Raw genomic sequence first — 22,071 nt, 5'->3', positions numbered from 1 at the left:
TTAACGTACCTTCAGCGTTGCCAGGCCAATCAGCACCAGCATCAGCGAAATAATCCAGAAGCGCACAATCACGCGCGGCTCCGGCCAGCCTTTCAGTTCATAGTGGTGGTGAATCGGCGCCATACGGAAGATGCGCTGACCGCGCAGCTTGAAGGAACCGACCTGCAAAATCACCGACAGGGTTTCAACCACAAACACGCCGCCCATGATCACCAGCAGGAACTCCTGACGCAGCAGTACGGCGATAATGCCGAGCGCACCGCCCAAAGCCAGAGAACCGACGTCACCCATAAAGACCTGCGCCGGATACGTGTTGAACCACAGGAAGCCCAGCCCCGCGCCGACTATCGCCGTACAGACGATCACCAGCTCACCCGCGTGGCGCAGATAAGGGATGTGCAGGTAGTTCGCAAAGTTCATGTTACCGGTCGCCCATGCCACCAGCGCAAAACCGGCGGCCACAAAGACGGTTGGCATAATGGCCAGGCCATCCAGACCGTCGGTCAGGTTAACGGCGTTGCCGGTACCGACAATCACAAAGTAGGCCAGCAGGATGTAGAACAGCCCCAGCTGTGGCATCACGTCCTTAAAGAACGGCACGACCAGCTCGGTGGCTGGCGTGTCTTTCCCGGCCAGATACAGCGCGAAGGCCACGCCCAGCGCGATCACCGACATCCAGAAATATTTCCAGCGCGCGATCAGGCCCTTAGTATCTTTACGAACGACTTTGCGGTAATCATCCACAAAACCGATGATCCCGTAACCCACCAGTACCGTCAGAACGCACCAGACGTACGGGTTGGAGGGATACGCCCACAGCAGCACGGAAACGACGATGGCGGTCAGGATCATGATCCCGCCCATGGTCGGCGTGCCGCGCTTGCTGAAGTGCGATTCCGGACCGTCGTTACGTACAACCTGGCCGAAAGAGAGTTTTTGCAGACGGGCAATCATGCGCGGGCCCATCCACAGCGAGATGAACAGCGCAGTCAGCAGGCTGACGATGGCGCGAAACGTCAGATAGGAAAAGACGTTAAAGCCTGAATAATATTTGACCAAATGTTCGGCCAGCCAAACTAACATGTCCCGTTCTCCTGTAATGCGTGCACAACCTCTTCCATGGCGGCACTACGTGAACCTTTCACTAACACAGTCACAATTTGTTTTTCTGTCATCAGCGCCTTAAGGCGCTCTATCAACGCGGTTTTGTCAGCAAAATGCTCGCCAACGCCGCTGGCATGGCTAATTGCCTGGCTCAGTTTTCCTGCGCTCAGCACGCAGTCCAGCCCCGCCGCTTTCGCCGCTTCACCGACCTGGGTATGGCAGGCTTCGCTTTCGTCGCCCAGCTCGGCCATATCGCCAACCACCATGATGCGATAGCCCGGCATTTCAGATAACACCTGCACCGCCGCCGTCATCGAGCCAACGTTCGCGTTGTAGGAGTCATCCAGCAGCAGCTTGTTTTCCGAAAGCTGAATCGGGAACAGGCGTCCCGGTACGGCTTTCAGGTTCGCCAGCCCGGTTTTAATCGCTTCATGCGACGCGCCCACCGCCGTCGACAGCGCCGCCGCCGCAAGCGCATTGGCGATGTTATGGCGACCCGGCAGTGGCAGCAGCACATCGACGCCACCCGTTGGGGTGGTGAGGGTGAACTCTGTGCCGTGCGACGTCACATGGATATTGGTCGCGGTAAAATCACTGTTTGCCGCATTCGGCGAGAAGCGCCAGGTTTTACGCGAACCAATGATGCTCTGCCAGTTCAGCCAGTCGTTGTTGTCGGCGTTCAGGATGGCGATACCGTCATCCGGCAGACCGGTGTAAATCTCACCTTTGGCTTTCGCTACGCCTTCCAGCGAGCCAAAGCCTTCCAGATGCGCAGCCGCGAGGTTATTCACCAGCGCGGCTTCCGGGCGAGTCAGGCTCACGGTCCAGGCGATTTCGCCCTGGTGGTTTGCTCCTAACTCGATCACCGCAAACTCATGTTCTTTGGTCAGGCGGAGTAATGTCATCGGCACGCCGATGTCATTATTGAGGTTGCCCGCGGTATAAAGCGTATTGCCGCACTGGCTGAGGATCGCCGCCGTCATCTCTTTCACCGACGTCTTGCCTGATGATCCGGTCAAGGCGACAACGCGCGTAGGGACCTGCTGACGAACCCAGGCGGCCAGTTCACCGAACGCGAGACGCGTATCTTTCACCACCATTTGCGGCAGATCGATATCAAGCTTGCGGCTGACCAGCAGCGCACCGGCGCCGTTCTCTTTGGCCTGTTCAGCAAAATCATGCGCGTCAAAACGCTCGCCTTTCAGCGCCACAAACAGACAGCCTGCGGTGATTTTGCGGGTGTCCGTCGTTACGGCATCAATCGTCAGGTCTTGCCCGTACAGGTCGCCCTGCAGGATGGCAGCGGCCTGGCTTAAGGTGATGCTAATCATGCCACGACTCCCAGCAGACGCGCTGCCGTTACGCGGTCCGAGTAGTCCAGACGGCGGTTGCCAACGATCTGATAATCTTCATGGCCTTTACCCGCCAGCAGGACAACATCATTCTCCCGCGCCTGCATGATGGTGTTCGTCACAGCTTCCGCACGGCCTTCCACCACGCGAGCGCGGCCCGCGTCCAGCATGCCCGCCAGAATGTCATTGATGATGGCGCGCGGCTCTTCCGTACGCGGGTTGTCATCGGTGACTACCGGAATATCTGCGAACTGCTCGGCAATAGCCCCCATCAGCGGGCGTTTGCCTTTATCGCGATCGCCGCCGCAGCCAAACACGCACCAGAGCTTCCCTGTGCAGTGCAGGCGCGCCGCCTCCAGCGCTTTTTCCAGTGCATCCGGTGTGTGGGCATAATCAACCACAACGGTCGGCTTGCCCGGCGCGCTAAACACTTCCATACGGCCGCAAACCGGCTGCAGACGCGCTGAGGTTTTCAGCAGGTCAGCCATCGGATAACCCAGCGCCAGCAGCGTTGCCAGCGCCAGCAGCAGGTTGCTGACGTTAAAGGCGCCCATCAGGCGGCTTTCAATTTCGCCTTCACCCCAGGAAGAGGCAAAGCGGATTGTCGCCCCGCTGTCGTGGTAATTCACCGCAACCGCCTTCAGCCAGCGGCCGTGGCAGTTCGGATTGATATGGTCTTCCATCGACACCGCAACCGCATCCGGCAGCTTCGCCAGCCAGCGGCGGCCCACTTCGTCGTCGGCGTTGATGATGGCTTGTCCGTAATGGTGAGTAGAGAACAGCAGCCATTTCGCGGCTTCGTAATGCTCCATATCACCATGATAATCAAGATGATCGCGACTCAGATTGGTAAACACTGAAGCGGCAAATTTCAGCGCCGCGACGCGGTGCTGTACCAGACCGTGCGAAGAGACTTCCATTGCAGCAAAGGTTGCCCCCTGCCCTGCCAGACCGGCAAGCACGTGCTGTACGTCTACCGCCGAGCCGGTGGTGTTTTCCGTCGGGCTCACTTTGCCCAGCAGGCCGTTACCCACGGTCCCCATCACCGCACCGGTTTCACCCAGCAGCTGAGCCCACTGCGCCATCAGCTGCGTGGTGGTGGTTTTACCGTTGGTACCCGTCACGCCAACCAGGCGCAGCTGGTCGGAAGGTTCGTGATAAAAACGTCCCGCCAGCGCGGAAAGACGCTCGTTCAACTGGCTGAGATAGATAACCGGCACACCGTGCATTTCACGGATCTCACCGTCGGTTGCCTCATCTTTCGCCTCAGCAATAATGGCAGCCACACCTTGCGCAATCGCCTGCGGGATATAACGACGCCCGTCCGCCTGATGACCGACCACCGCCACAAAAAGATCGCCAGAAGCAGCCACGCGGCTGTCCAGTACCATCTCTCGCAGTGCTCGCTCCGGTGCATTTGGCACCCACGGAGCGAGAAGGTCGCGCAAATTACGATCTGCCACCTGTACCCTCGCCTTGATTAATTACAAATTCACTTTTTTCGCCCGTCGCCAGCGCATCCGGTTCAATGTTCATGGTGCGTAACACGCCGCCCATGATAGCCCCGAACACAGGCGCGGAGACGGCGCCGCCGTAGTATTTACCCGCCTGTGGATCGTTTATCACGACCACCAGCGCAAAACGCGGATTGCTTGCAGGCGCAACGCCTGCGGTATAGGCAATGTATTTGTTGATATAGCGGCCGTCCGGCCCCACTTTTTTCGCCGTACCGGTCTTGATGGCGATGCGATAACCTTTGATTGCCGCCTTCACGCCGCCGCCGCCGGGCAGCGCCACGCTTTCCATCATATGAACAACAGTACGGACGGTCGATTCCGGGAAAATACGCTCGCCGGGAACCGGTGGATCAACTTTGGTAATCGACAGCGGACGATAAACGCCATAGCTGCCGATCGTTGCGTAGACTCGCGCTAACTGTAACGGTGTCACCATTAGCCCGTAGCCGAAAGAGAAGGTGGCCCTCTCTATGTCAGACCACCGTTGTTTTTGAGGATATAAGCCACTGCGTTCTCCGACCAACCCCAAATTGGTCGCCTTTCCAAGCCCAAAACGTGAGTAAGTCTCTACTAACGCTGAGGACGGCATCGCTAACGCCAGCTTTGAAACACCGACGTTACTCGACTTCTGTAACACCCCGGTCAGGGTCAATTCGCTGTAGCGCGCCACGTCTTTGATTTCGTGACCGTTAATTCGGTAAGGAATGGTATTCAGTACGGTGTTTTCATTGACGATACCGCGCTGAAGTGCAGTCATGACCACCATCGGCTTAACGGTCGAACCCGGTTCGAACACGTCGGTGATGGTGCGGTTACGCATAACATCCTTCTGCGTACCGGTAAGATTGTTAGGGTTGTAGGACGGGCTATTGGCCATCGCCAGCACTTCACCCGTGCTGACATCAACTAACACGGCACTGCCCGATTCCGCTTTGTTAAAGGCCACGGCGTTGTTCAGCTCGCGGTAAACCAGCGCCTGTAAGCGCTCATCGATACTCAGCGCAAGGTTGTGTGCGGCCTGGCTGTCCGTTGAGGAAATATCCTCGATCACGCGACCGTAGCGGTCTTTACGCACAATGCGCTCGCCGGGCTGGCCGGTCAGCCATTTATCAAAGCTTTTTTCAACGCCCTCAATCCCCTGGCTATCCACGTTGGTGAAACCAATGAGGTGAGCGGTCACTTCGCCGGATGGATAGTAACGGCGCGATTCTTCACGCAGGTGGATCCCCGGCAGCTTCAACTTCTTGATGTAGTCCGCCATGTCAGGGTTCACCTGACGCGCCAGATAGATAAAACGCCCTCTCGGGTTGGTATTCACGCGTGATGCTAACTGGTCCAGCGGCATGTTCAGCGCGTCCGCAAGCGCCTTCCAGCGGTTATCAAGCGTGATACCGCCAGCATCATGCAGTTCTTTCGGATCGGCCCAGATAGCCTTCACCGGCACGCTCACCGCCAGCGGACGACCCGAGCGGTCGGTGATCATCCCACGAGATGTCGACACTTCCTGGACGCGCAGAGAGCGCATATCGCCCTGGCGTACCAGCATGTCAGGGGCGACGATTTGTAGCCAGGCCACGCGTCCCAGCAGGAAACCCAGCGCCAGTAAAATGCAGCCGCAAAGCAACGCAAAACGCCAACTGATAAAGTTGGCCTGTTCTTCCTGACGTTTTGGTTTTAGCGTTTTTGCCGCTGCTTTCATGCGTCGCGTTTTCCCTTATTTTTGTACTACGATATTTTCCTGCGAAGGATCAACATGCTGCAGCTGCAGCTTTTCCGTTGCGATCCGTTCAACCCGGCTGTGATCGCCGAGCGCGTTTTCTTCAAGGATCAAATTTCGCCATTCAATATCCAGCGCATCGCGTTCCAGTACCATCTGCTCGCGTTGCGCAGTCAATAAACGCGTATGGTGGGCGGTGGTCACCACCGTAACTGCCGTGACAATGATGCAAATGAACAGACAGAGTGGCAGTTTCCCAAACCGCAAAAGATCGTCGCCGATCACGCCAGGCAAGGCATGGCGCTCGTTGCTTCCTAACGAATCCTTAACTTTGCTTAGGGTCTCTGTCACTCTGCCGATCATGCGTTCGTCCTCTCTGCAACACGCAGCACTGAACTACGGGCGCGTGGATTCTCTGCCACTTCTTCTTCGCCCGGCATCAACTTGCCTAATGCTCGCAACTGACGGCCACCCAGCTTCCTGAGTTGTTCTTCCGTCATCGGCAGCCCCGCTGGCACTTGTGGACCGCGGCTTTGTTCACGCATAAAGCGTTTCACAATACGGTCTTCCAGCGAATGGAAGCTGATGATGGATAACCGCCCACCCGGGGCCAGCACGTCGAGCGAGCTTTTTAGCGCCAGCTCTATTTCCTCCAGTTCACTGTTTACCCAGATGCGAACCGCCTGGAAGGTACGGGTCGCGGGATGTTTGTGCTTATCCTTCACCGGTGTCGCCGCCGCGATCACTTCGGCCAACTCTTTGGTGCGGGTCATCGGCTCAATGCGATTGCGCTCAACGATGGCGCGCGCAATACGTTTGCCAAAGCGCTCTTCGCCGAACGTTTTGATGACCCATGCAATATCGGCTTCGTCAGCGGTCTGTAACCACTCAGCGGCAGACTGACCGCGCGTCGGGTCCATCCGCATGTCCAGCGGACCGTCACGCATAAAGGAGAAACCACGTTCAGCATCATCAAGTTGAGGTGAAGAGACGCCAAGATCGAGAAGAATCCCGTCGATCTTGCCCGTCAGGCCGCGCTCAGCGACATAATCCGCGAGCGCAGAGAAAGGTCCATGCACGATGGAAAAGCGTGGGTCATTGATGGTCTGTGCAACGGCAATAGCCTGCGGATCGCGATCGATTGCCAGCAGGCGTCCTTCCTCTCCAAGCTGGGAGAGAATCAAACGCGAGTGACCACCGCGACCAAACGTGCCATCAATGTAGATGCCATCCGGACGAATATTCAGGCCGTTAACGGCTTCGTCCAGTAACACCGTTTTATGTTTATAATTTTCCATCATATTTATAGAGACAAGTCCTGCAGCCGTTCCGATAATGTCGCGGAATCAGACTGCTCAGCGTCGATATCTTCCTTGACCTGTTGATACCAGGTCGTTTCATCCCACAGTTCAAACTTGTTGAACTGCCCGACCAGCATCACTTCTTTGGTCAGACCGGCATGTTGCCGCAACACAGGGGCAATCAGTAATCGCCCTGCGTTATCCATCTGACATTCACTGGCATGTCCCAATAACAAACGCTGCACGCGGCGTTCCTGCGGGTTCATGCTCGACAGTCGCGACAGCTTTTGCTCAATAATTTCCCATTCGGGCAAGGGGTAAAGCAGCAGGCAGGGGGAGTTAATGTCAATGGTGCAAACCATTTGACCCGCAGCGTTCTCAATCAGCCGATCGCGGTATCGGGTTGGTACCGATAAACGCCCTTTGCTGTCGAGATTGACTAACGTAGCTCCACGGAACATGCCAGTCTCACCCCTCCTCACCACTTTAACCCACAAATTCCCACCTAAAGGAGTTTACGGAGCGAGGGAAAAGCTTGTCAAGCCAGGACTCTCCCTATAAGGACTCGAAAGCCCTCTATTTACAGAGATAAACAGTCCTGGTTAATAACTGCACAACTGGCGAGGCAAAATTAACGTTATGAATATTTGTAAGAAAAAAACCGAATATGCACACTAGCGTTAAAGCTCACTCAATATCATCGCAGATAAATATAAAGTGTCAGTTTGCGACGCGGGCAGCATTTTATGACAGATTCTCAGGGGATAACAGCGCCAGATTCATCCAGGCACCCGGTAAGCGCGGCGGTTGCCACGTAAGCTGGCAAAGGAGGAGGAAAAACGTCTGAATATTCATCGACCGAAGAGGGTTTGTAACAAAGTAATACAAAGAATGCCGTTTAAAATCGCTCAGACGTTCTTTAAAAGAACAATTTAAAAGCCAGAATGAATTAAGAAAAATAGGTGATTAGGATCCCTCAAGAATTATCCTAATTTCTCTCCGGGAATTATCTGCACGAATTATCGCAGCAAAATGGGGCAGATTTCGCCGCCCCGGTCATTTCATTTTTGGCGGCTTAAAATTCCGCGATGGTAGAGATTACGTTTGATACGCGTCAGGCCCGGCTTCGGCTTGCGCGGCTCATCCAGGCTTGCCAGCACAATCTCAAGCACGCGTTCAGCCACATCGCGGTGACGCTGTGCTACCGCCAGCACCGGGCACTGGAGGAAGTCGAGCAGCTCGTTATCCCCGAACGTGGCAATCGCCAGGTCGGAAGGCAGTTTACCTTCACGGCGTAAGGTCACATCCATGACGCCCTGCAACAGCGCGAAGGACGTGGTGAACAGCGCCTGAGGCATCGGATGCGTTTCCAGCCATTTCTCGAACAGCTGCGCCGCGGCTTCACGCTCGTAGCTATTGGCATAGAGGTAGTGGACCTCGCGCGGATCGTCTTTCCAGGCGGTTCTGAACCCCTGCTCACGCAGGAAGCTCACGGAGAGCTCGGGCAGCGCGCCAAGATACAGCACCGTTTCAGCGGGGAATGTTCTCAGCTCTGCAGCCAGCATTTCTGCATCATCCTGATCCGCACCCACGACGCTGGTGAAATGCTCGCGATCGAGCGCGCGATCCAGCGCAACGATTGGGAACGGGTCGTTCGCCCAGCGCTGGTAGAACGGATGCTCTGGCGGCAGGGAGGTCGACACGATGATGGCATCCACCTGGCGCTGGAGAAGATGCTCAATGCAGCGCATCTCGTTGTCGGGCTGGTCTTCCGAGCAGGCAATCAGCAATTGATAGCCGCGCTGGCGCGCCTGACGTTCAAGATAGTTGGCGATACGGGTATAGCTGGTGTTTTCCAGGTCAGGGATCACCAGACCAATAGAGCGGGTTCGCCCGGCACGCAGACCGGCTGCGACAGCATTCGGATGGTAGTTATGCTCACGAACGACCGCCATAACTTTTTCAACGGTCTTGTCGCTGACACGGTACTGCTTTGCTTTACCGTTAATCACATAGCTGGCCGTTGTTCGTGACACGCCGGCTAGCCGGGCGATTTCATCCAGTTTCACAATTGCCCCTTAAAAAAAGAAAAGAGTCCATGGCCCTGTCAAGGTTATGGTTAAATCTTTTAACATCTAAACGCAGAAAAGCCTTCGCGGCAACCGCTTTTATCTGCGTTGTCGGCTGATTACGCAAAAAAAAGCCCGGCTTTGGTGACCGGGCAGAAAGAGGCGAACCTTTTTGACAACTAACGCATGATTTTCTCGCCGCGTGACAGACCTACTACACCCGATCTCGCCACCTCGACAATTTTTGCGACGTCCCGCACGGACGCCAGGAAAGCATCCAGCTTGTCGCTTGTCCCGACCAGCTGAACCGTATAAAGAGAAGGCGTGACGTCGATAATCTGTCCGCGGAAAATATCCGCATTGCGTTTGACCTCATCACGCCCGTAGCCGCTGGCCTGGATTTTCACCAGCATGACCTCACGCTCAACATAGGCTCCCTGCCCCAGCTCGCTCACGCGCAGTACATCGACCAGCTTATGCAGCTGTTTCTCAATCTGCTCAAGCACTTTGGCATCGCCGACGGTTTGGATCGTCATGCGCGACAGCGTGGGGTCTTCCGTCGGGGCGACAGTCAGGCTTTCAATGTTATAGCCGCGCTGCGCAAAAAGGCCAATGACGCGCGACAGTGCGCCAGACTCGTTTTCCAGTAAAACAGATAATATCCGGCGCATATCAGGTTCTCTCCGTTTTGCTTAACCACATTTCATCCATACCACCACCACGAATATGCATCGGATAAACGTGCTCGGTTCCATCAACAATCACATCCATAAAGACGAGGCGGTTGTTTTTAACGTGCTCAAGCGCCTGTGCGAGCTTCGTTTCCAGCTCGGCCGGATCGGTCACCCGCATGCCTACATGGCCGTAAGCTTCAGCAAGACGAACAAAGTCCGGCAGCGATTTCATGTAGGACTGAGAATGACGGCCAGAGTAGATCATATCCTGCCATTGCTTCACCATACCGAGATAGCCGTTATTCAGGTTCAGCACCAGTACCGGCAGTTCATACTGCAGGGCGGTAGACAGCTCCTGAATGTTCATCTGAATACTGCCATCTCCCGTCACGCAGACGACGGTTTCATTCGGCAGCGCCAGCTTCACGCCCAGCGCGGCAGGCAGACCAAAGCCCATCGTTCCTAAACCACCGGAGTTGATCCAGTGTCGCGGTTTATCAAACGGGTAATAGAGGGCGGCAAACATCTGGTGCTGCCCCACGTCTGAGGTCACGTACGCCTCACCTTTCGTCAGTCGCCACACCGCTTCAATGACCGCCTGCGGCTTAATGTTTTCACTCTGCGTGTCATATTTCAGGCACTGGCGCGCGCGCCACTGTTCAATCTGCTGCCACCAGTCGCGGATCTCATCCAGCGGCTGGGTTGCACTCTCCTGGGCCAGCAGGTCCAGCATTTGCTCCAGAACCTGACGGGCATCGCCGACGATCGGCACATCAGCCGACACCGTTTTTGAAATTGACGTTGGATCGATATCAATGTGCAACACGGTGGCGTTCGGGCAATACTTCGCCAGGTTGTTGGTGGTGCGATCGTCAAAGCGCACGCCAACGGCAAAGATGACATCGGAATGATGCATCGTCATGTTGGCTTCATAGGTACCGTGCATACCCAGCATCCCCAGCGCCTGACGATGGGTGGCAGGAAACGCCCCCAGCCCCATCAGTGATGACGCAACGGGAAGGTTAAGCTTTTCAATCAGTTCACGAAGCTGAACTTCGCAGGCGGAGTTGATCGCCCCGCCACCAACATAGACCACCGGTTTTTTGGCTGCCAGCAGCGTTTGCAACGCTCGCTTGATCTGGCCTTTATGCCCCTGCGTTGTTGGGTTATAAGAGCGCATGCTGACCGACTCCGGCCAGACATAGGGCAGCTTGTTTGCCGGGTTCAGGATATCTTTAGGCAGATCAACCACCACCGGTCCGGGACGTCCGCTCGCCGCCAGCCAGAAGGCTTTTTTCAGTACGCCGGGAATGTCTTCTGTTTGCTTGACCAGGAAGCTGTGCTTCACAACGGGACGCGAAATCCCGACCATGTCGCACTCCTGAAACGCATCGTAGCCAATCAGTGAGGTTGCCACCTGCCCGGAGAGGATCACCAGCGGGATAGAGTCCATATAGGCCGTCGCAATGCCGGTAATGGCGTTTGTCGCGCCGGGGCCGGACGTGACTAACACCACGCCCACTTCACCCGTCGCACGCGCCAGGCCGTCAGCCATGTGCACCGCCGCCTGCTCGTGACGTACCAGAACATGGTCAATGCCCCCTACCGTATGCAGCGCATCATAAATATCGAGGACCGCACCGCCAGGGTAGCCGAACACTTGCTTTACGCCCTGATCGATCAGCGACCGAACGACCATTTCCGCGCCAGACAACATCTCCATGCTTTGCCTCCAGGCATTTTGTTATAGACGGACTGCCGAATTCATTTCCGCACCGTCTTACGATTGGGATAGACCAATCTTATATTTTGCAGAGTGTTCTTTACCTTAACCGCTCGTTATGAGGCAGGCAATTAGCAAACCCGGGGAGATAAACGGCGCGTAAAGCAGAAAAAGCAGCCGTTAACTGAAGATATGGTTAATTCCTCTGGGAATAGAGGATGGGGTGATAAATCATCACTGAAAAGCGCGACAATGCAGGAAATCATCTATTTTTGCGTGCCGCAGAGCAGCCTGAAAAAAAGCACCGCAGAACAAAATAGCAATTATCTAAAAGAACTCAGGATAAATCACATAAACCAATGCGATTTACCCTGATGCGTTTACCGGCGACAGATGCCAACCAGCAGCTCTTCCATCCACTGATGTCCTTTATCCCGGCCCGCCGCTTCATGCCAGGAAAGATAACAGGTACGGCTATTTAACTTGAGCGGCAGAGGCAAAATTTGCAGATTTAAAGGGTCAGAAAACTCTTCTGCCAGCCAGCGCGGTGCAATCGCCACCAGCTGCGTCTGGGAGACCACGTTTAATACGCTGACCATGGCCATGCCCTGATAAGCCACGCTCGCCTGTTTATCCGCAGTGTCATACCACGGCAGGCTAAAGGACGCATATCTGTCGAGTGCTACAACGGCGTGTTGCTCGTTATAAACATCGCTTTCTCGCAGCGGAGAATTCAGGCGCGGATGCTTTTTACTGGCGACCAGAACCATTTCATCTTTAAACAGCGGCACGCAGGAAAATTCTGGACGACGAAACTCTTCATATCCCAGAACGAATTCGATTTCCTGATAGCGTAACTGATGTTCGGTGTTTTGATTCAGGGATGATTTAAAAACAAGATTGATATTGGGTGCGATCTCTTCAACTTTATTATAAATAATCGACGTTAAATAATTATCCAGTGGGCTACAGACGCAAAGATGGAATACGCGCTCGCTGCTTAAGGGTTCAAAGCCCGAGCCCGGCAGCTCGTTCTGGACCAGTTGCAACGCCTGGCGGATGGAGCCAAACAGCTGGAATGCGCGCGCCGTAGGCTGGATCCCTCTCCCGTAGCGAACAAATAATTCGTCGTTAAACATGACCTTAAGTCTGGCAACGGCATTACTCACGGCAGGTTGCGACATCCCCAGCGTTTGGGCCGCGCGGGTGATATTCTGTTCCTGCATGACAGCATCAAACACCGTCAGAAGATTAAGATCCACCGTGCGTAACTGCGGTTTAATCCCATCAGTAGCTTGAGGTTGTTTAATATTATTTTCTGACACTTCTGACTCCACTGTCACGCTACACTCCCTTTGCCATCGTACGGTAATAATCTCGAAAAATATGATTTATCATGCAAATACGATCAGCGAAAGAGAATTATTTAAAATTCGGAATATATAAAGACTCTATATAAACGAAAATTAATGAACGCGAATGATATGTTTGACTTTAGGATTTGAATGAAACCATAAACCAAACAAATATACAATTGGCATCAGGTTAATGATGACTTAAGTATTATTAAACTGTTATTGCTATCGCCCTACAGTTAGTTAACAACCTGTTATCTCTGTTCGCTTTTTAGCATTATGGAATAGATTCACAGCATTTATAACTTAATGATATCAAAACCTTTTAATCAGAAGGCCTCCTCTTCAGTACATTTCACTCATTTTAAACAATTATATTTATTTATTTCTGCAACTCTTTTCTTAAGTCCAAAATTAGACAATTAGTCGGGTCGCGAAAGCTAAAACCAGCACAATTAGCTAAAGTGAATACCCGGTAGATTCCGTCTGTCGGGTCCGTTTTCATCGTCAGGGGTTGACATGAACGGCCGTATCCAGTACCACTAAAAGCATATTGAATTTAACGGAGCACGATTCATGATTCGCACCATTCGTTTCACCGGTCTACTACTACTAAACGCATTCACTGTGCGCGGTAGACTGGCGGGCGAAATTCAGCGTTGAATCGTCACCAGTAAGACTAAAAACCCGCGCCACTGCGCGGGTTTTTTTATGCTCGTAGCAAGGCGCCCTAAGACTGACAAGGACCTAACCCATGAGCCAGCAAGTCATTATTTTCGATACTACTTTACGTGACGGTGAACAGGCATTACAGGCAAGCCTGAGTGTAAAAGAGAAACTGCAGATCGCGCTGGCTCTCGAACGTATGGGTGTCGACGTGATGGAGGTCGGTTTCCCGGTCTCGTCTCCGGGTGATTTCGAATCCGTCCAGACTATCGCTCGCACCATTAAAAACAGCCGCGTGTGTGCCCTGGCGCGCTGCGTAGAGAAAGACATCGACGTTGCCGCCGAGTCATTGAAAGTCGCCGAAGCGTTCCGTATCCACACCTTTATTGCGACCTCGCCTATGCACATCGCAACCAAGCTGCGCAGCACGCTGGATGAGGTGATTGAGCGCGCAGTCTATATGGTTAAGCGCGCACGCAACTATACCGATGACGTTGAATTCTCCTGTGAAGATGCGGGCCGTACGCCAATCGAAGACCTGGCGCGCGTTGTGGAAGCCGCCATCAACGCGGGCGCGAAAACCATTAACATCCCGGACACCGTCGGCTACACCATGCCGTTTGAGTTCTCTAACATCATCACCGGCCTGTATGACCGCGTACCGAATATTGATAAAGCAATTATCTCCGTTCACACCCACGATGATTTGGGTCTGGCCGTGGGCAATGCCATCGCCGCCGTCCACGCCGGGGCGCGTCAGGTTGAAGGCGCGATGAACGGTATCGGCGAACGCGCGGGCAACTGTTCGCTGGAAGAAGTGATCATGGCGATCAAAGTGCGCAAAGACATCATGGACGTGCACACCCGCATCAATCACAACGAAATCTGGCGCACCAGCCAGACCGTCAGCCAGATTTGCAACATGCCCATTCCGGCTAACAAAGCGATTGTCGGCACTGGCGCCTTCGCACACTCCTCCGGTATTCACCAGGATGGCGTCCTGAAGAACCGCGAAAACTACGAAATCATGACCCCGGAATCTATCGGCCTGAATCAGGTGCAGCTGAACCTGACCTCCCGTTCCGGCCGCGCGGCGGTTAAGCACCGTATGGAAGAGATGGGTTACAAGGACAGCGATTACAACATGGATCAGCTGTACGACGCATTCCTGAAGCTGGCCGACAAAAAAGGTCAGGTGTTCGACTATGACCTGGAAGCGCTGGCCTTTATTAACAAGCAGCAGGAAGAGCCAGAGCACTTCCGTCTGGATTACTTCAACGTGCAGTCCGGCTCCAGCAACATCGCCACCGCCTCGGTCAAACTGGCCTGCGGTGATGAAATTAAAGCAGAGGCCGCGAACGGTAACGGCCCTGTCGATGCCATCTACCAGGCAATTAACCGCGTCACCGAGTACGACGTTGAGCTGGTGAAGTATGACCTGACGGCCAAGGGCCACGGCAAAGATGCACTGGGTCAGGTCGACATTGTTGTTACCCACAATGGCCGCCGCTTCCATGGCGTGGGCCTGGCGACCGATATCGTTGAATCCTCCGCGAAAGCGATGGTGCACGTTCTGAACAACATCTGGCGCGCCGCCGAAGTCGAAAAAGAGTTGCAACGCAAAGCTCAGAATAAAGAGAACAACAAGGAAACCGTGTAATGTCGAAGAATTACCATATTGCTGTGTTACCGGGCGACGGTATTGGTCCGGAAGTGATGGCACAGGCGCTGAAAGTACTGGAAGCCGTTCGCGCGCGTTTTGCGATGAAAATCACCACCAGCCACTACGACGTGGGCGGTATTGCGATTGATAACCACGGTACGCCACTGCCGAAAGCGACCGTGGAAGGCTGCGAAAATGCCGATGCCGTCCTGTTTGGTTCCGTCGGTGGCCCGAAATGGGAACACCTGCCGCCGGCAGAGCAGCCAGAGCGCGGCGCGCTGCTGCCGCTGCGTAAACATTTCAAGCTGTTCAGCAACCTGCGTCCGGCGAAGCTGTATCAGGGTCTGGAAGAGTTCTGCCCGCTGCGCGCGGATATCGCCGCCAACGGTTTCGACATTCTGTGCGTGCGTGAACTGACCGGCGGGATCTATTTCGGTCAGCCAAAAGGGCGCGAAGGCAGCGGACAACACGAGAAAGCGTTCGACACCGAGGTGTATCACCGTTTCGAAATCGAACGTATCGCCCATATCGCGTTCGAGTCGGCGCGCAAACGCCGCCATAAAGTGACCTCCATTGATAAAGCGAACGTGCTGCAGTCTTCCATTTTGTGGCGCGAGATCGTCAGTGAAGTGGCTAAGCAGTACCCGGACGTCGCGCTGTCGCACATGTACATCGACAACGCGACCATGCAGCTGATTAAGGATCCGTCCCAGTTTGACGTGCTGCTGTGCTCCAACCTGTTCGGCGATATCCTCTCTGACGAGTGCGCGATGATCACCGGCTCCATGGGCATGCTGCCCTCCGCAAGCCTGAATGAAGAAGGCTTTGGCCTGTACGAGCCTGCGGGCGGCTCCGCGCCGGATATCGCAGGCAAGAACATTGCCAACCCGATTGCGCAGATCCTCTCCCTGGCCCTGCTGCTGCGCTACAGCCTGGATGCAGGCGATGCGGCAACCGCAATTGAGAACGCCATTAACCGGGCGTTAGAAGAAGGCGTCCGTACCGGCGATTTAGCTCGCGGCACGGTGGCAGTCAGTACCGATGAAATGGGCGACATTATTGCCCGCTATGTCGCTGAAGGGGTGTAATCATGGCTAAGACGTTATATGAAAAGTTGTTTGATGCGCACGTTGTTTACGAGGCACCAAACGAAACCCCGCTGCTGTACATTGATCGTCATCTGGTGCACGAAGTGACCTCTCCTCAGGCATTTGACGGCCTGCGCGCGCACAAGCGTCCGGTACGTCAGCCGGGTAAAACCTTCGCGACGATGGATCACAACGTATCCACCCAGACCAAAGACATTAATGCCTCGGGTGAGATGGCGCGTATCCAGATGCAGGAGCTGATTAAGAACTGCAACGAGTTTGGCGTTGAGCTGTACGACCTGAACCATCCGTACCAGGGCATCGTCCACGTGATGGGGCCTGAGCAAGGGATCACCCTGCCGGGCATGACCATCGTGTGCGGTGACTCCCATACCGCGACCCACGGCGCGTTTGGCGCGCTGGCGTTCGGTATCGGCACGTCCGAAGTGGAACATGTGCTGGCAACGCAGACCCTGAAACAGGGCCGCGCCAAAACCATGAAGATTGAAGTGAAGGGTAAAGCCGCACCGGGTATTACCGCAAAAGACATCGTGCTGGCCATCATCGGTAAAACCGGCAGCGCGGGCGGCACCGGTCATGTTGTTGAATTCTGCGGTGAAGCCATCCAGGCGCTGAGCATGGAGGGACGCATGACCCTGTGCAATATGGCCATTGAGATGGGCGCAAAAGCCGGTCTGGTCGCCCCGGACGAAACCACCTTTAACTATGTGAAGGGTCGTCTGCACGCGCCGAAAGGTCAGAATTTTGACGACGCGGTCGCGTACTGGAAAGCCCTGAAAACCGACGATGGGGCAACGTTTGATACCGTTGTCACGCTGCAGGCTGAAGAGATTGCGCCTCAGGTGACCTGGGGCACTAACCCGGGCCAGGTGATTTCCGTCAACGACGCCATTCCCGATCCGGCCTCCTTCGCCGATCCGGTCGAGCGCGCCAGTGCGGAAAAAGCGCTGGCCTATATGGGGCTGAAGCCCGGCGTGCCGTTGACCGACGTAACCATTGATAAGGTCTTTATCGGTTCCTGCACCAACTCCCGTATCGAAGATTTGCGTGCCGCCGCCGAGATTGCCAAAGGCCGCAAAGTGGCACCGGGCGTGCAGGCGCTGGTGGTACCTGGCTCCGGTCCGGTGAAGGCTCAGGCGGAAGCCGAAGGTCTGGATAAGATCTTTATCGAAGCGGGCTTCGAGTGGCGTCTGCCTGGCTGCTCCATGTGTCTGGCCATGAACAACGATCGCCTGAATCCGGGTGAGCGCTGCGCCTCTACCAGCAACCGTAACTTTGAAGGCCGTCAGGGCCGCGGTGGGCGCACCCATCTGGTCAGCCCGGCAATGGCCGCCGCTGCGGCAGTCAGCGGCCATTTCGCCGATATTCGCAGCCTGAAATAAGGAGACAATCATGGCAGAGAAATTTACCCAACATACGGGCCGTGTTGTCCCGCTGGACGCCGCCAACGTCGATACTGACGCTATTATTCCGAAACAGTTTCTGCAGAAGGTGACGCGTACCGGTTTTGGCGCACATCTGTTTAACGACTGGCGATTCCTGGACGATAAGGGCGAAGTGCCTAATCCGGAATTCGTTCTGAACTTCCCGGAATACAAAGGCGCCTCCATTTTGCTGGCGCGGGAAAACTTTGGCTGCGGCTCATCCCGTGAACACGCGCCGTGGGCGCTCACCGACTACGGCTTTAAAGTGGTCATTGCCCCAAGCTTCGCGGATATCTTCTACGGTAACAGCTTCAACAACCAGCTGCTGCCGGTGACGCTGAGCGATGAACAGGTCGATGAATTGTTCGCGCTGGTTAAGGCGAATCCGGGCATTTCGTTTGAAGTGGATCTGGAAGCCGAAGTGGTGAAAGCCGGAGATAAGACCTACAGCTTCAGCATCGATGCCTTCCGCCGTCACTGCATGCTGAACGGTCTGGACAGCATTGGTTTGACGCTCCAGCACGAAGACGCCATCTCAGCGTACGAGAAAAAACAGCCTGCGTTTATGGGCTAAAGGCAATGGCCCGCAAAAAGCGGGCCATTGATAAGGGTGCGTTGAGGCTCAACCACTCTGGAGAGGCGAGGAAATTTCCCCCGCCAATACCGCTAACGTTTTGCTTCGTAAGCCAACACTGCCGCCAGCTCTGTTTTCTCCTGTCTGAAGTGCAGCTCACACAGCGAGTCGCGCACCATCCAGGTGAAGATCAACAGCGTAGTACAGATCAGAAACAAACCTAACAGCAGAGTACGTTTTGGCATTCCAGTCTCCTTATTGCTTTTCGGCAATGAAGAGACTAACCTCGCAATGTTGGTTGTGAAGTTGGTCTCCCCATCAGTTTTTTTGATGTGGGACTCTCCACTGTTTGCCTCTTGCGAAAGCCTGAGGCAAATAGCCTCAAGCACCCGCCACGCACTCTATTCTCCTTCCAGGTACCTGTCAGAAAGTCGTTTCATTTCGTGAAGCCGCCTTCCAGAATCAGACATCCTTAACCCGGCAGGTCAGCCCAAGCGTAACCACCGAAATCGCGGCAATCATCCAGTAAACTGAGCCATGCCCATAGCTTTGCGCCAGCGCCCCTTGAATGACGCCTGCCAGAATCACTCCGGTTGAAATACTGTTGGTAAAAAGCGTGGTCGCCGAGCCGGCACGACCGGGCATGAGATCCTGAAACCAGAGCATGCCGATCCCGGCAACAATCCCGATAAACACGGCGTTAAACAGCTGCAGCGCCAGCAACGCTTCACGCGAATGGAAAAGGATCAGCCCCGCGTAGAACAGCACCCCGGCCGCCACGGCGACGATCATCATCCGACGCTTTCCAAAGCGCTTAACGTAGTAACCCGCCAGAATCATCGCCGGAATTTCCAGACCGGCAGCGGTCCCCATTAAGATCCCCGCGAGTTTGTCCGGTAAACCCAGATCGCTGCTGATCCACAGCGGCATATCGATGATGTACATGGTGTTGCAGGTCCACATCAGCGTGGAGGCAATAAACAGCATGCGGACGTTTTTGTCCTGCCAGCCGCTCACCTGGGTGACAGGTTTATCCGTCGCCTGTTCGACGCGCGCCACGGACGGCAGCGCGAAGGCAATCAATACCAGGCTGATGACAAAAATCCCGGCGGCGATGGAGAACATGGCGGTAAAGCCGTAGTTCAACGCCAGCATGAAGGCCAGCGGCGGGCCAATGACCCACGCCAGCGAGAGCTGGGCACGCATCACCGAGCTGAACATCACCACTTCCCGCGCCGAGTTATCCGCGTATTCACGGGCCAGCGCGAACAGCTGCGGCATGGCGGTGTTCGCCAGCGACGCCAGCAGCACGCCGCAGGTAATGAGCGTCAGGTAATGGCGGTTAAAGGCAAAGAGCAGCGCGTTGCCCACGGCCATGGCGCAGCAAAAGAGGATCAGCCTGCGGCGATCGCCCTGGCTGTCCGATCGTTTCGCCAGCGCGAGGCTGACCAGGATCCCGGCAATGGCGTTGACGGTATAAAACAGGCCGACCCAAAACGGCTGTGCCCCCACCTCGCGGCTGAGAAACAGGCTCAGCGTCGGTGCCTGCAGCGCCCCCGCCACGCCCATCATAAAGGCCACCAGCATAAAAGCGGCATACACGCCGTTCAGGCGTCGCCCCATCGTCATCAACCACAGCATGCGCAAGTCCTTGTGAAAGCGAATCGAAATTGGGTGAATAGTAAACGAAAAAAGCCAGCAAAAACATTTTGCTGGCGGGTGATAAGCACCAATACTCAGTCACACATGATCGAGGCGAGTCAGCGGGAAGAGGCCGGTTCCGTAACGTCCCACTGCATCAGTTCTTCTAACATTTTCAGCCGTTGCTCGGCACACTGGCGGGCCAGCCAGGACGATCCCTTCGTCGCTGAAAAGTACTGCTGATAAAACTGACGTGCGGTAGACCTCTTCATAATTTACCTCCTCGCTTCATCGAGGAGAATTATTGGCCTAATATAGGGATAAATAAATTGCTGGTTTTTTGTCAGGAGTTCCCCTTTTATGCCTTCCGGTCGTCTGCAACAACAGTTTATCCGCCTCTGGCAGTGCTGCGAGGGGCAATCGCAGGAGACCACGCTCAACGAGCTGGCGGACCTGCTTAGCTGTTCCCGCCGCCATATGCGCACGCTGCTCAACACCATGCAGCAGCAGGGTTGGTTAAGCTGGGAAGCGGAGGCGGGACGCGGCAAACGCTCGCGACTGACCTTTCTCTATACCGGGCTGGCGTTGCAGCAGCAGCGCGCGGAAGACCTGCTGGAGCAGGACCGCATCGATCAGCTGGTCCAGTTGGTGGGCGACAAGGCCGCCGTGCGCCAGATGCTGGTTTCCCATCTCGGGCGCAGCTTTCGTCAGGGCCGACACATCCTGCGGGTGCTTTACTATCGCCCAATGAAAAATCTGTTGCCCGGCACGGCCTTACGCCGCTCTGAAACCCACATGGCCCGGCAAATCTTCAGCGGCCTGACGCGCATAAATGAGGAAAACGGGGAACTGGAAGCAGATATCGCGCACCACTGGCAGCAGGTTTCCCCGTTTCACTGGCGCTTCTTCTTACGCCCCGGCATCCACTTTCACCACGGCCGCGAGCTGGAAATGCACGACGTCATCGCCTCTCTGGAACGCGTCCGCAAGCTCCCGCTCTACTCCCATATCTCCCGTGTGCACTCCCCCACGGCCTGGACGCTGGATATCGAGTTGTCGCAGCAGGATAAGTGGCTTCCCTGGCTGCTGGGCTATGTGCCGTCGATGATTTTGCCCGGCGAGTGGGAATCGTTGAACAACTTTGCCAGCCAGCCGATTGGCACCGGGCCCTACTCCGTCTCCCGCAATAACAGCAACCAGCTGAAAATCCGCGCGTTCGACGACTACTTTGGCTATCGGGCGCTGATCGACGAAGTGAACGTGTGGGTATTACCGGATCTCAATGAAGACCTGAGCTGCGGGCTGACGCTTGAAGGCCCTACCACGGGAGAAAAAGCCGTAGAGAGTCGCCTGGAAGAGGGATGTTACTATCTCCTCTTTGACCGCCGCACCCACCGTGGGGCAAATCAGGCCGTGCGCAAGTGGGTCAGCCACGTTTTGTCCCCTTCCAATCTGATTTACCATGCGGAAGAGCAGTACCAGACATACTGGTTCCCGGCGTACGGCCTGCTTCCGCGCTGGCACCACGCCCGCCCGGTGCACTGCGACAAACCCGCCGGGCTGGAGTCCATCACCCTGACCTACTACCGCGAGCACGTGGAGCATCGTTTTATCGCCAGAATCATGACCCGACTGCTGGCAGCCGAGGGGGTCACGTTAGACGTCAGGGAAGTAGACTATGACGAATGGCATCAGGGGGAGATCGCCAGTGATATCTGGCTCAACAGCGCCAACTTTACCCTGCCGCTCGATTTTTCCCTTTTCTCGCATCTATATGAAGTGCCTCTCATCCAGCACTGCATCGACCGTGACTGGCAGCAGGACGCCGCCCAGTGGCGTGCGGGCGAAATGAATCTTGCGGCGTGGTGCCAGCAGCTGCTGGGCGAGCAGGCGATCGTACCGCTGATCCACCATTGGCTGATGATCCAGGGCCAGCGCAGCATGCGCGGCCTGCGGATGAATACCCTGGGCTGGTTTGATTTTAAATCCGCCTGGTTTGCGCCGCCGGAGCCATAACGCTTTCGTAATATTCACCAAATCATTACAATAGCGCCGTTCTCAACGGGGTGCTGCATCACAGATGTGCGCTGAGATAATACCCGTCGAACCTGATCCGGATAACGCCGGCGAAGGGATTTGAGGCTGTCGCTCAAAATCCTTTGCCACTCAACTTTGAGGTGCA

General features: G+C 55.3%; 20 protein-coding genes and 1 riboswitch. Of the genes, 6 read left to right on the top strand and 14 right to left on the bottom strand.

Going from position 1 to position 22,071, the window contains the following annotated elements; genetic code table 11:
- The 11 genes from mraY to leuO all read right to left on the bottom strand — a co-directional run bounded on the left by mraY (window position 1) and on the right by leuO (window position 12,800).
- A complete protein-coding gene (gene mraY / locus GVO84_RS03740; protein ID WP_008501985.1) occupies window positions 1-1,083 on the bottom strand; it encodes a phospho-N-acetylmuramoyl-pentapeptide-transferase in 1,083 nt (360 codons plus the stop codon).
- The gene (gene murF / locus GVO84_RS03735; RefSeq protein ID WP_159515513.1) at window positions 1,077-2,435 is read right to left on the bottom strand and encodes a UDP-N-acetylmuramoyl-tripeptide--D-alanyl-D-alanine ligase; all 1,359 of its coding nucleotides are present in this window, start codon (window positions 2,433-2,435) and stop codon (window positions 1,077-1,079) included. Before murF ends, mraY begins: the two co-directional genes overlap by 7 nt.
- The gene (gene murE, locus GVO84_RS03730) at window positions 2,432-3,919 is read right to left on the bottom strand and encodes a UDP-N-acetylmuramoyl-L-alanyl-D-glutamate--2,6-diaminopimelate ligase (RefSeq protein WP_159515512.1); all 1,488 of its coding nucleotides are present in this window, start codon (window positions 3,917-3,919) and stop codon (window positions 2,432-2,434) included. The genes murF and murE overlap by 4 nt, the downstream gene beginning before the upstream one ends.
- A complete protein-coding gene (locus tag GVO84_RS03725) occupies window positions 3,906-5,672 on the bottom strand; it encodes a peptidoglycan glycosyltransferase FtsI (protein WP_159515511.1) in 1,767 nt (588 codons plus the stop codon). The genes murE and GVO84_RS03725 overlap by 14 nt, the downstream gene beginning before the upstream one ends.
- A 15-nt stretch (window positions 5,673-5,687) precedes the next feature.
- The gene (gene ftsL, locus GVO84_RS03720) at window positions 5,688-6,053 is read right to left on the bottom strand and encodes a cell division protein FtsL (RefSeq protein ID WP_008501989.1); all 366 of its coding nucleotides are present in this window, start codon (window positions 6,051-6,053) and stop codon (window positions 5,688-5,690) included.
- Window positions 6,050-6,991, bottom strand: coding sequence for a 16S rRNA (cytosine(1402)-N(4))-methyltransferase RsmH (rsmH, locus tag GVO84_RS03715; RefSeq protein WP_021240527.1), 942 nt, complete (start codon window positions 6,989-6,991; stop codon window positions 6,050-6,052). Before rsmH ends, ftsL begins: the two co-directional genes overlap by 4 nt.
- 2 nt (window positions 6,992-6,993) lie before the next feature.
- Window positions 6,994-7,452, bottom strand: a complete 459-nt coding sequence (mraZ, locus tag GVO84_RS03710; RefSeq protein WP_032642561.1) for a division/cell wall cluster transcriptional repressor MraZ — start codon at window positions 7,450-7,452, stop codon at window positions 6,994-6,996.
- Between the two features lie 600 nt (window positions 7,453-8,052).
- Window positions 8,053-9,060, bottom strand: coding sequence for a catabolite repressor/activator (gene cra / locus GVO84_RS03705; RefSeq protein WP_008501993.1), 1,008 nt, complete (start codon window positions 9,058-9,060; stop codon window positions 8,053-8,055).
- Window positions 9,061-9,239: 179 nt separating this feature from the next.
- Window positions 9,240-9,731, bottom strand: a complete 492-nt coding sequence (ilvN, locus tag GVO84_RS03700; protein ID WP_023310389.1) for an acetolactate synthase small subunit — start codon at window positions 9,729-9,731, stop codon at window positions 9,240-9,242.
- A 1-nt stretch (window position 9,732) separates the two neighbouring features.
- Window positions 9,733-11,457: an acetolactate synthase 3 large subunit gene (gene ilvI, locus GVO84_RS03695; protein WP_159515510.1), complete on the bottom strand. Its 1,725-nt coding sequence runs from the start codon at window positions 11,455-11,457 to the stop codon at window positions 9,733-9,735.
- Window positions 11,458-11,837: 380 nt separating this feature from the next.
- On the bottom strand, window positions 11,838-12,800 hold the full coding sequence (gene leuO, locus GVO84_RS03690) for a transcriptional regulator LeuO (protein ID WP_306432148.1): 963 nt from the start codon (window positions 12,798-12,800) through the stop codon (window positions 11,838-11,840).
- A gap of 588 nt (window positions 12,801-13,388) precedes the next feature.
- Here leuO and leuL point away from each other — a divergent pair.
- The 5 genes from leuL (at window position 13,389) to leuD (ending at window position 18,248) form a co-directional block, all read left to right on the top strand.
- Window positions 13,389-13,475: a leu operon leader peptide gene (gene leuL, locus GVO84_RS03685; protein ID WP_071787438.1), complete on the top strand. Its 87-nt coding sequence runs from the start codon at window positions 13,389-13,391 to the stop codon at window positions 13,473-13,475.
- Window positions 13,476-13,566: 91 nt separating this feature from the next.
- Complete coding sequence (gene leuA / locus GVO84_RS03680; RefSeq protein WP_024907451.1) at window positions 13,567-15,138, top strand: 2-isopropylmalate synthase; 1,572 nt, start codon at window positions 13,567-13,569, stop codon at window positions 15,136-15,138.
- The gene (gene leuB, locus GVO84_RS03675) at window positions 15,138-16,229 is read left to right on the top strand and encodes a 3-isopropylmalate dehydrogenase (RefSeq protein WP_159515509.1); all 1,092 of its coding nucleotides are present in this window, start codon (window positions 15,138-15,140) and stop codon (window positions 16,227-16,229) included. The genes leuA and leuB overlap by 1 nt, the downstream gene beginning before the upstream one ends.
- Window positions 16,230-16,231: 2 nt before the next feature.
- Entirely contained in the window at window positions 16,232-17,632 is a 1,401-nt protein-coding gene (gene leuC, locus GVO84_RS03670) for a 3-isopropylmalate dehydratase large subunit (protein ID WP_159515508.1), read from the top strand.
- 10 nt (window positions 17,633-17,642) lie between these two features.
- Window positions 17,643-18,248: a 3-isopropylmalate dehydratase small subunit gene (gene leuD / locus GVO84_RS03665; protein WP_159515507.1), complete on the top strand. Its 606-nt coding sequence runs from the start codon at window positions 17,643-17,645 to the stop codon at window positions 18,246-18,248.
- A gap of 92 nt (window positions 18,249-18,340) precedes the next feature.
- On the opposite strand, the gene GVO84_RS03660 is transcribed toward leuD, so the two are convergent.
- The 3 genes from GVO84_RS03660 to sgrT form a co-directional block, all read right to left on the bottom strand.
- Window positions 18,341-18,493: a Hok/Gef family protein gene (locus GVO84_RS03660; protein WP_010427008.1), complete on the bottom strand. Its 153-nt coding sequence runs from the start codon at window positions 18,491-18,493 to the stop codon at window positions 18,341-18,343.
- Window positions 18,494-18,710: 217 nt separating this feature from the next.
- The gene (locus GVO84_RS03655) at window positions 18,711-19,889 is read right to left on the bottom strand and encodes a sugar efflux transporter (RefSeq protein ID WP_159515506.1); all 1,179 of its coding nucleotides are present in this window, start codon (window positions 19,887-19,889) and stop codon (window positions 18,711-18,713) included.
- 119 nt (window positions 19,890-20,008) lie between these two features.
- Window positions 20,009-20,161, bottom strand: a complete 153-nt coding sequence (gene sgrT / locus GVO84_RS03650; protein ID WP_159515505.1) for a glucose uptake inhibitor SgrT — start codon at window positions 20,159-20,161, stop codon at window positions 20,009-20,011.
- Between the two features lie 88 nt (window positions 20,162-20,249).
- Here sgrT and sgrR point away from each other — a divergent pair, with 88 nt between their 5' ends.
- Window positions 20,250-21,905 carry an HTH-type transcriptional regulator SgrR gene (gene sgrR, locus GVO84_RS03645; protein ID WP_121425008.1) on the top strand — a complete coding sequence of 552 codons (1,656 nt, stop codon included), beginning with the start codon at window positions 20,250-20,252 and terminating at the stop codon, window positions 21,903-21,905.
- Between the two features lie 36 nt (window positions 21,906-21,941).
- Window positions 21,942-22,042: riboswitch (TPP riboswitch) on the top strand.
- The last annotated feature ends 29 nt before the right edge of the window (window positions 22,043-22,071 follow it).

Source organism: Enterobacter sp. SM3 (assembly GCF_009811935.2).
Classification (GTDB): domain Bacteria; phylum Pseudomonadota; class Gammaproteobacteria; order Enterobacterales; family Enterobacteriaceae; genus Enterobacter; species Enterobacter asburiae_D.
The sequence above is the reverse complement of the archived record's forward strand: the minus strand, read 5'-3'. Positions and strand labels throughout refer to the sequence as shown.

Coding starts and splice junctions, on each gene's coding strand:
- mraY (WP_008501985.1), bottom strand. CDS start 1,083: ATGTTAGTTTGGCTGGCCGAACATTTGGTCAAATATTATTCAGGCTTT.
- murF (WP_159515513.1), bottom strand. CDS start 2,435: ATGATTAGCATCACCTTAAGCCAGGCCGCTGCCATCCTGCAGGGCGAC.
- GVO84_RS03725 (WP_159515511.1), bottom strand. CDS start 5,672: ATGAAAGCAGCGGCAAAAACGCTAAAACCAAAACGTCAGGAAGAACAG.
- ftsL (WP_008501989.1), bottom strand. CDS start 6,053: ATGATCGGCAGAGTGACAGAGACCCTAAGCAAAGTTAAGGATTCGTTA.
- rsmH (WP_021240527.1), bottom strand. CDS start 6,991: ATGATGGAAAATTATAAACATAAAACGGTGTTACTGGACGAAGCCGTT.
- mraZ (WP_032642561.1), bottom strand. CDS start 7,452: ATGTTCCGTGGAGCTACGTTAGTCAATCTCGACAGCAAAGGGCGTTTA.
- ilvN (WP_023310389.1), bottom strand. CDS start 9,731: ATGCGCCGGATATTATCTGTTTTACTGGAAAACGAGTCTGGCGCACTG.
- ilvI (WP_159515510.1), bottom strand. CDS start 11,457: ATGGAGATGTTGTCTGGCGCGGAAATGGTCGTTCGGTCGCTGATCGAT.
- leuL (WP_071787438.1), top strand. CDS start 13,389: ATGATTCGCACCATTCGTTTCACCGGTCTACTACTACTAAACGCATTC.
- leuA (WP_024907451.1), top strand. CDS start 13,567: ATGAGCCAGCAAGTCATTATTTTCGATACTACTTTACGTGACGGTGAA.
- leuB (WP_159515509.1), top strand. CDS start 15,138: ATGTCGAAGAATTACCATATTGCTGTGTTACCGGGCGACGGTATTGGT.
- leuC (WP_159515508.1), top strand. CDS start 16,232: ATGGCTAAGACGTTATATGAAAAGTTGTTTGATGCGCACGTTGTTTAC.
- leuD (WP_159515507.1), top strand. CDS start 17,643: ATGGCAGAGAAATTTACCCAACATACGGGCCGTGTTGTCCCGCTGGAC.
- GVO84_RS03660 (WP_010427008.1), bottom strand. CDS start 18,493: ATGCCAAAACGTACTCTGCTGTTAGGTTTGTTTCTGATCTGTACTACG.
- GVO84_RS03655 (WP_159515506.1), bottom strand. CDS start 19,889: ATGCTGTGGTTGATGACGATGGGGCGACGCCTGAACGGCGTGTATGCC.
- sgrT (WP_159515505.1), bottom strand. CDS start 20,161: ATGAAGAGGTCTACCGCACGTCAGTTTTATCAGCAGTACTTTTCAGCG.
- sgrR (WP_121425008.1), top strand. CDS start 20,250: ATGCCTTCCGGTCGTCTGCAACAACAGTTTATCCGCCTCTGGCAGTGC.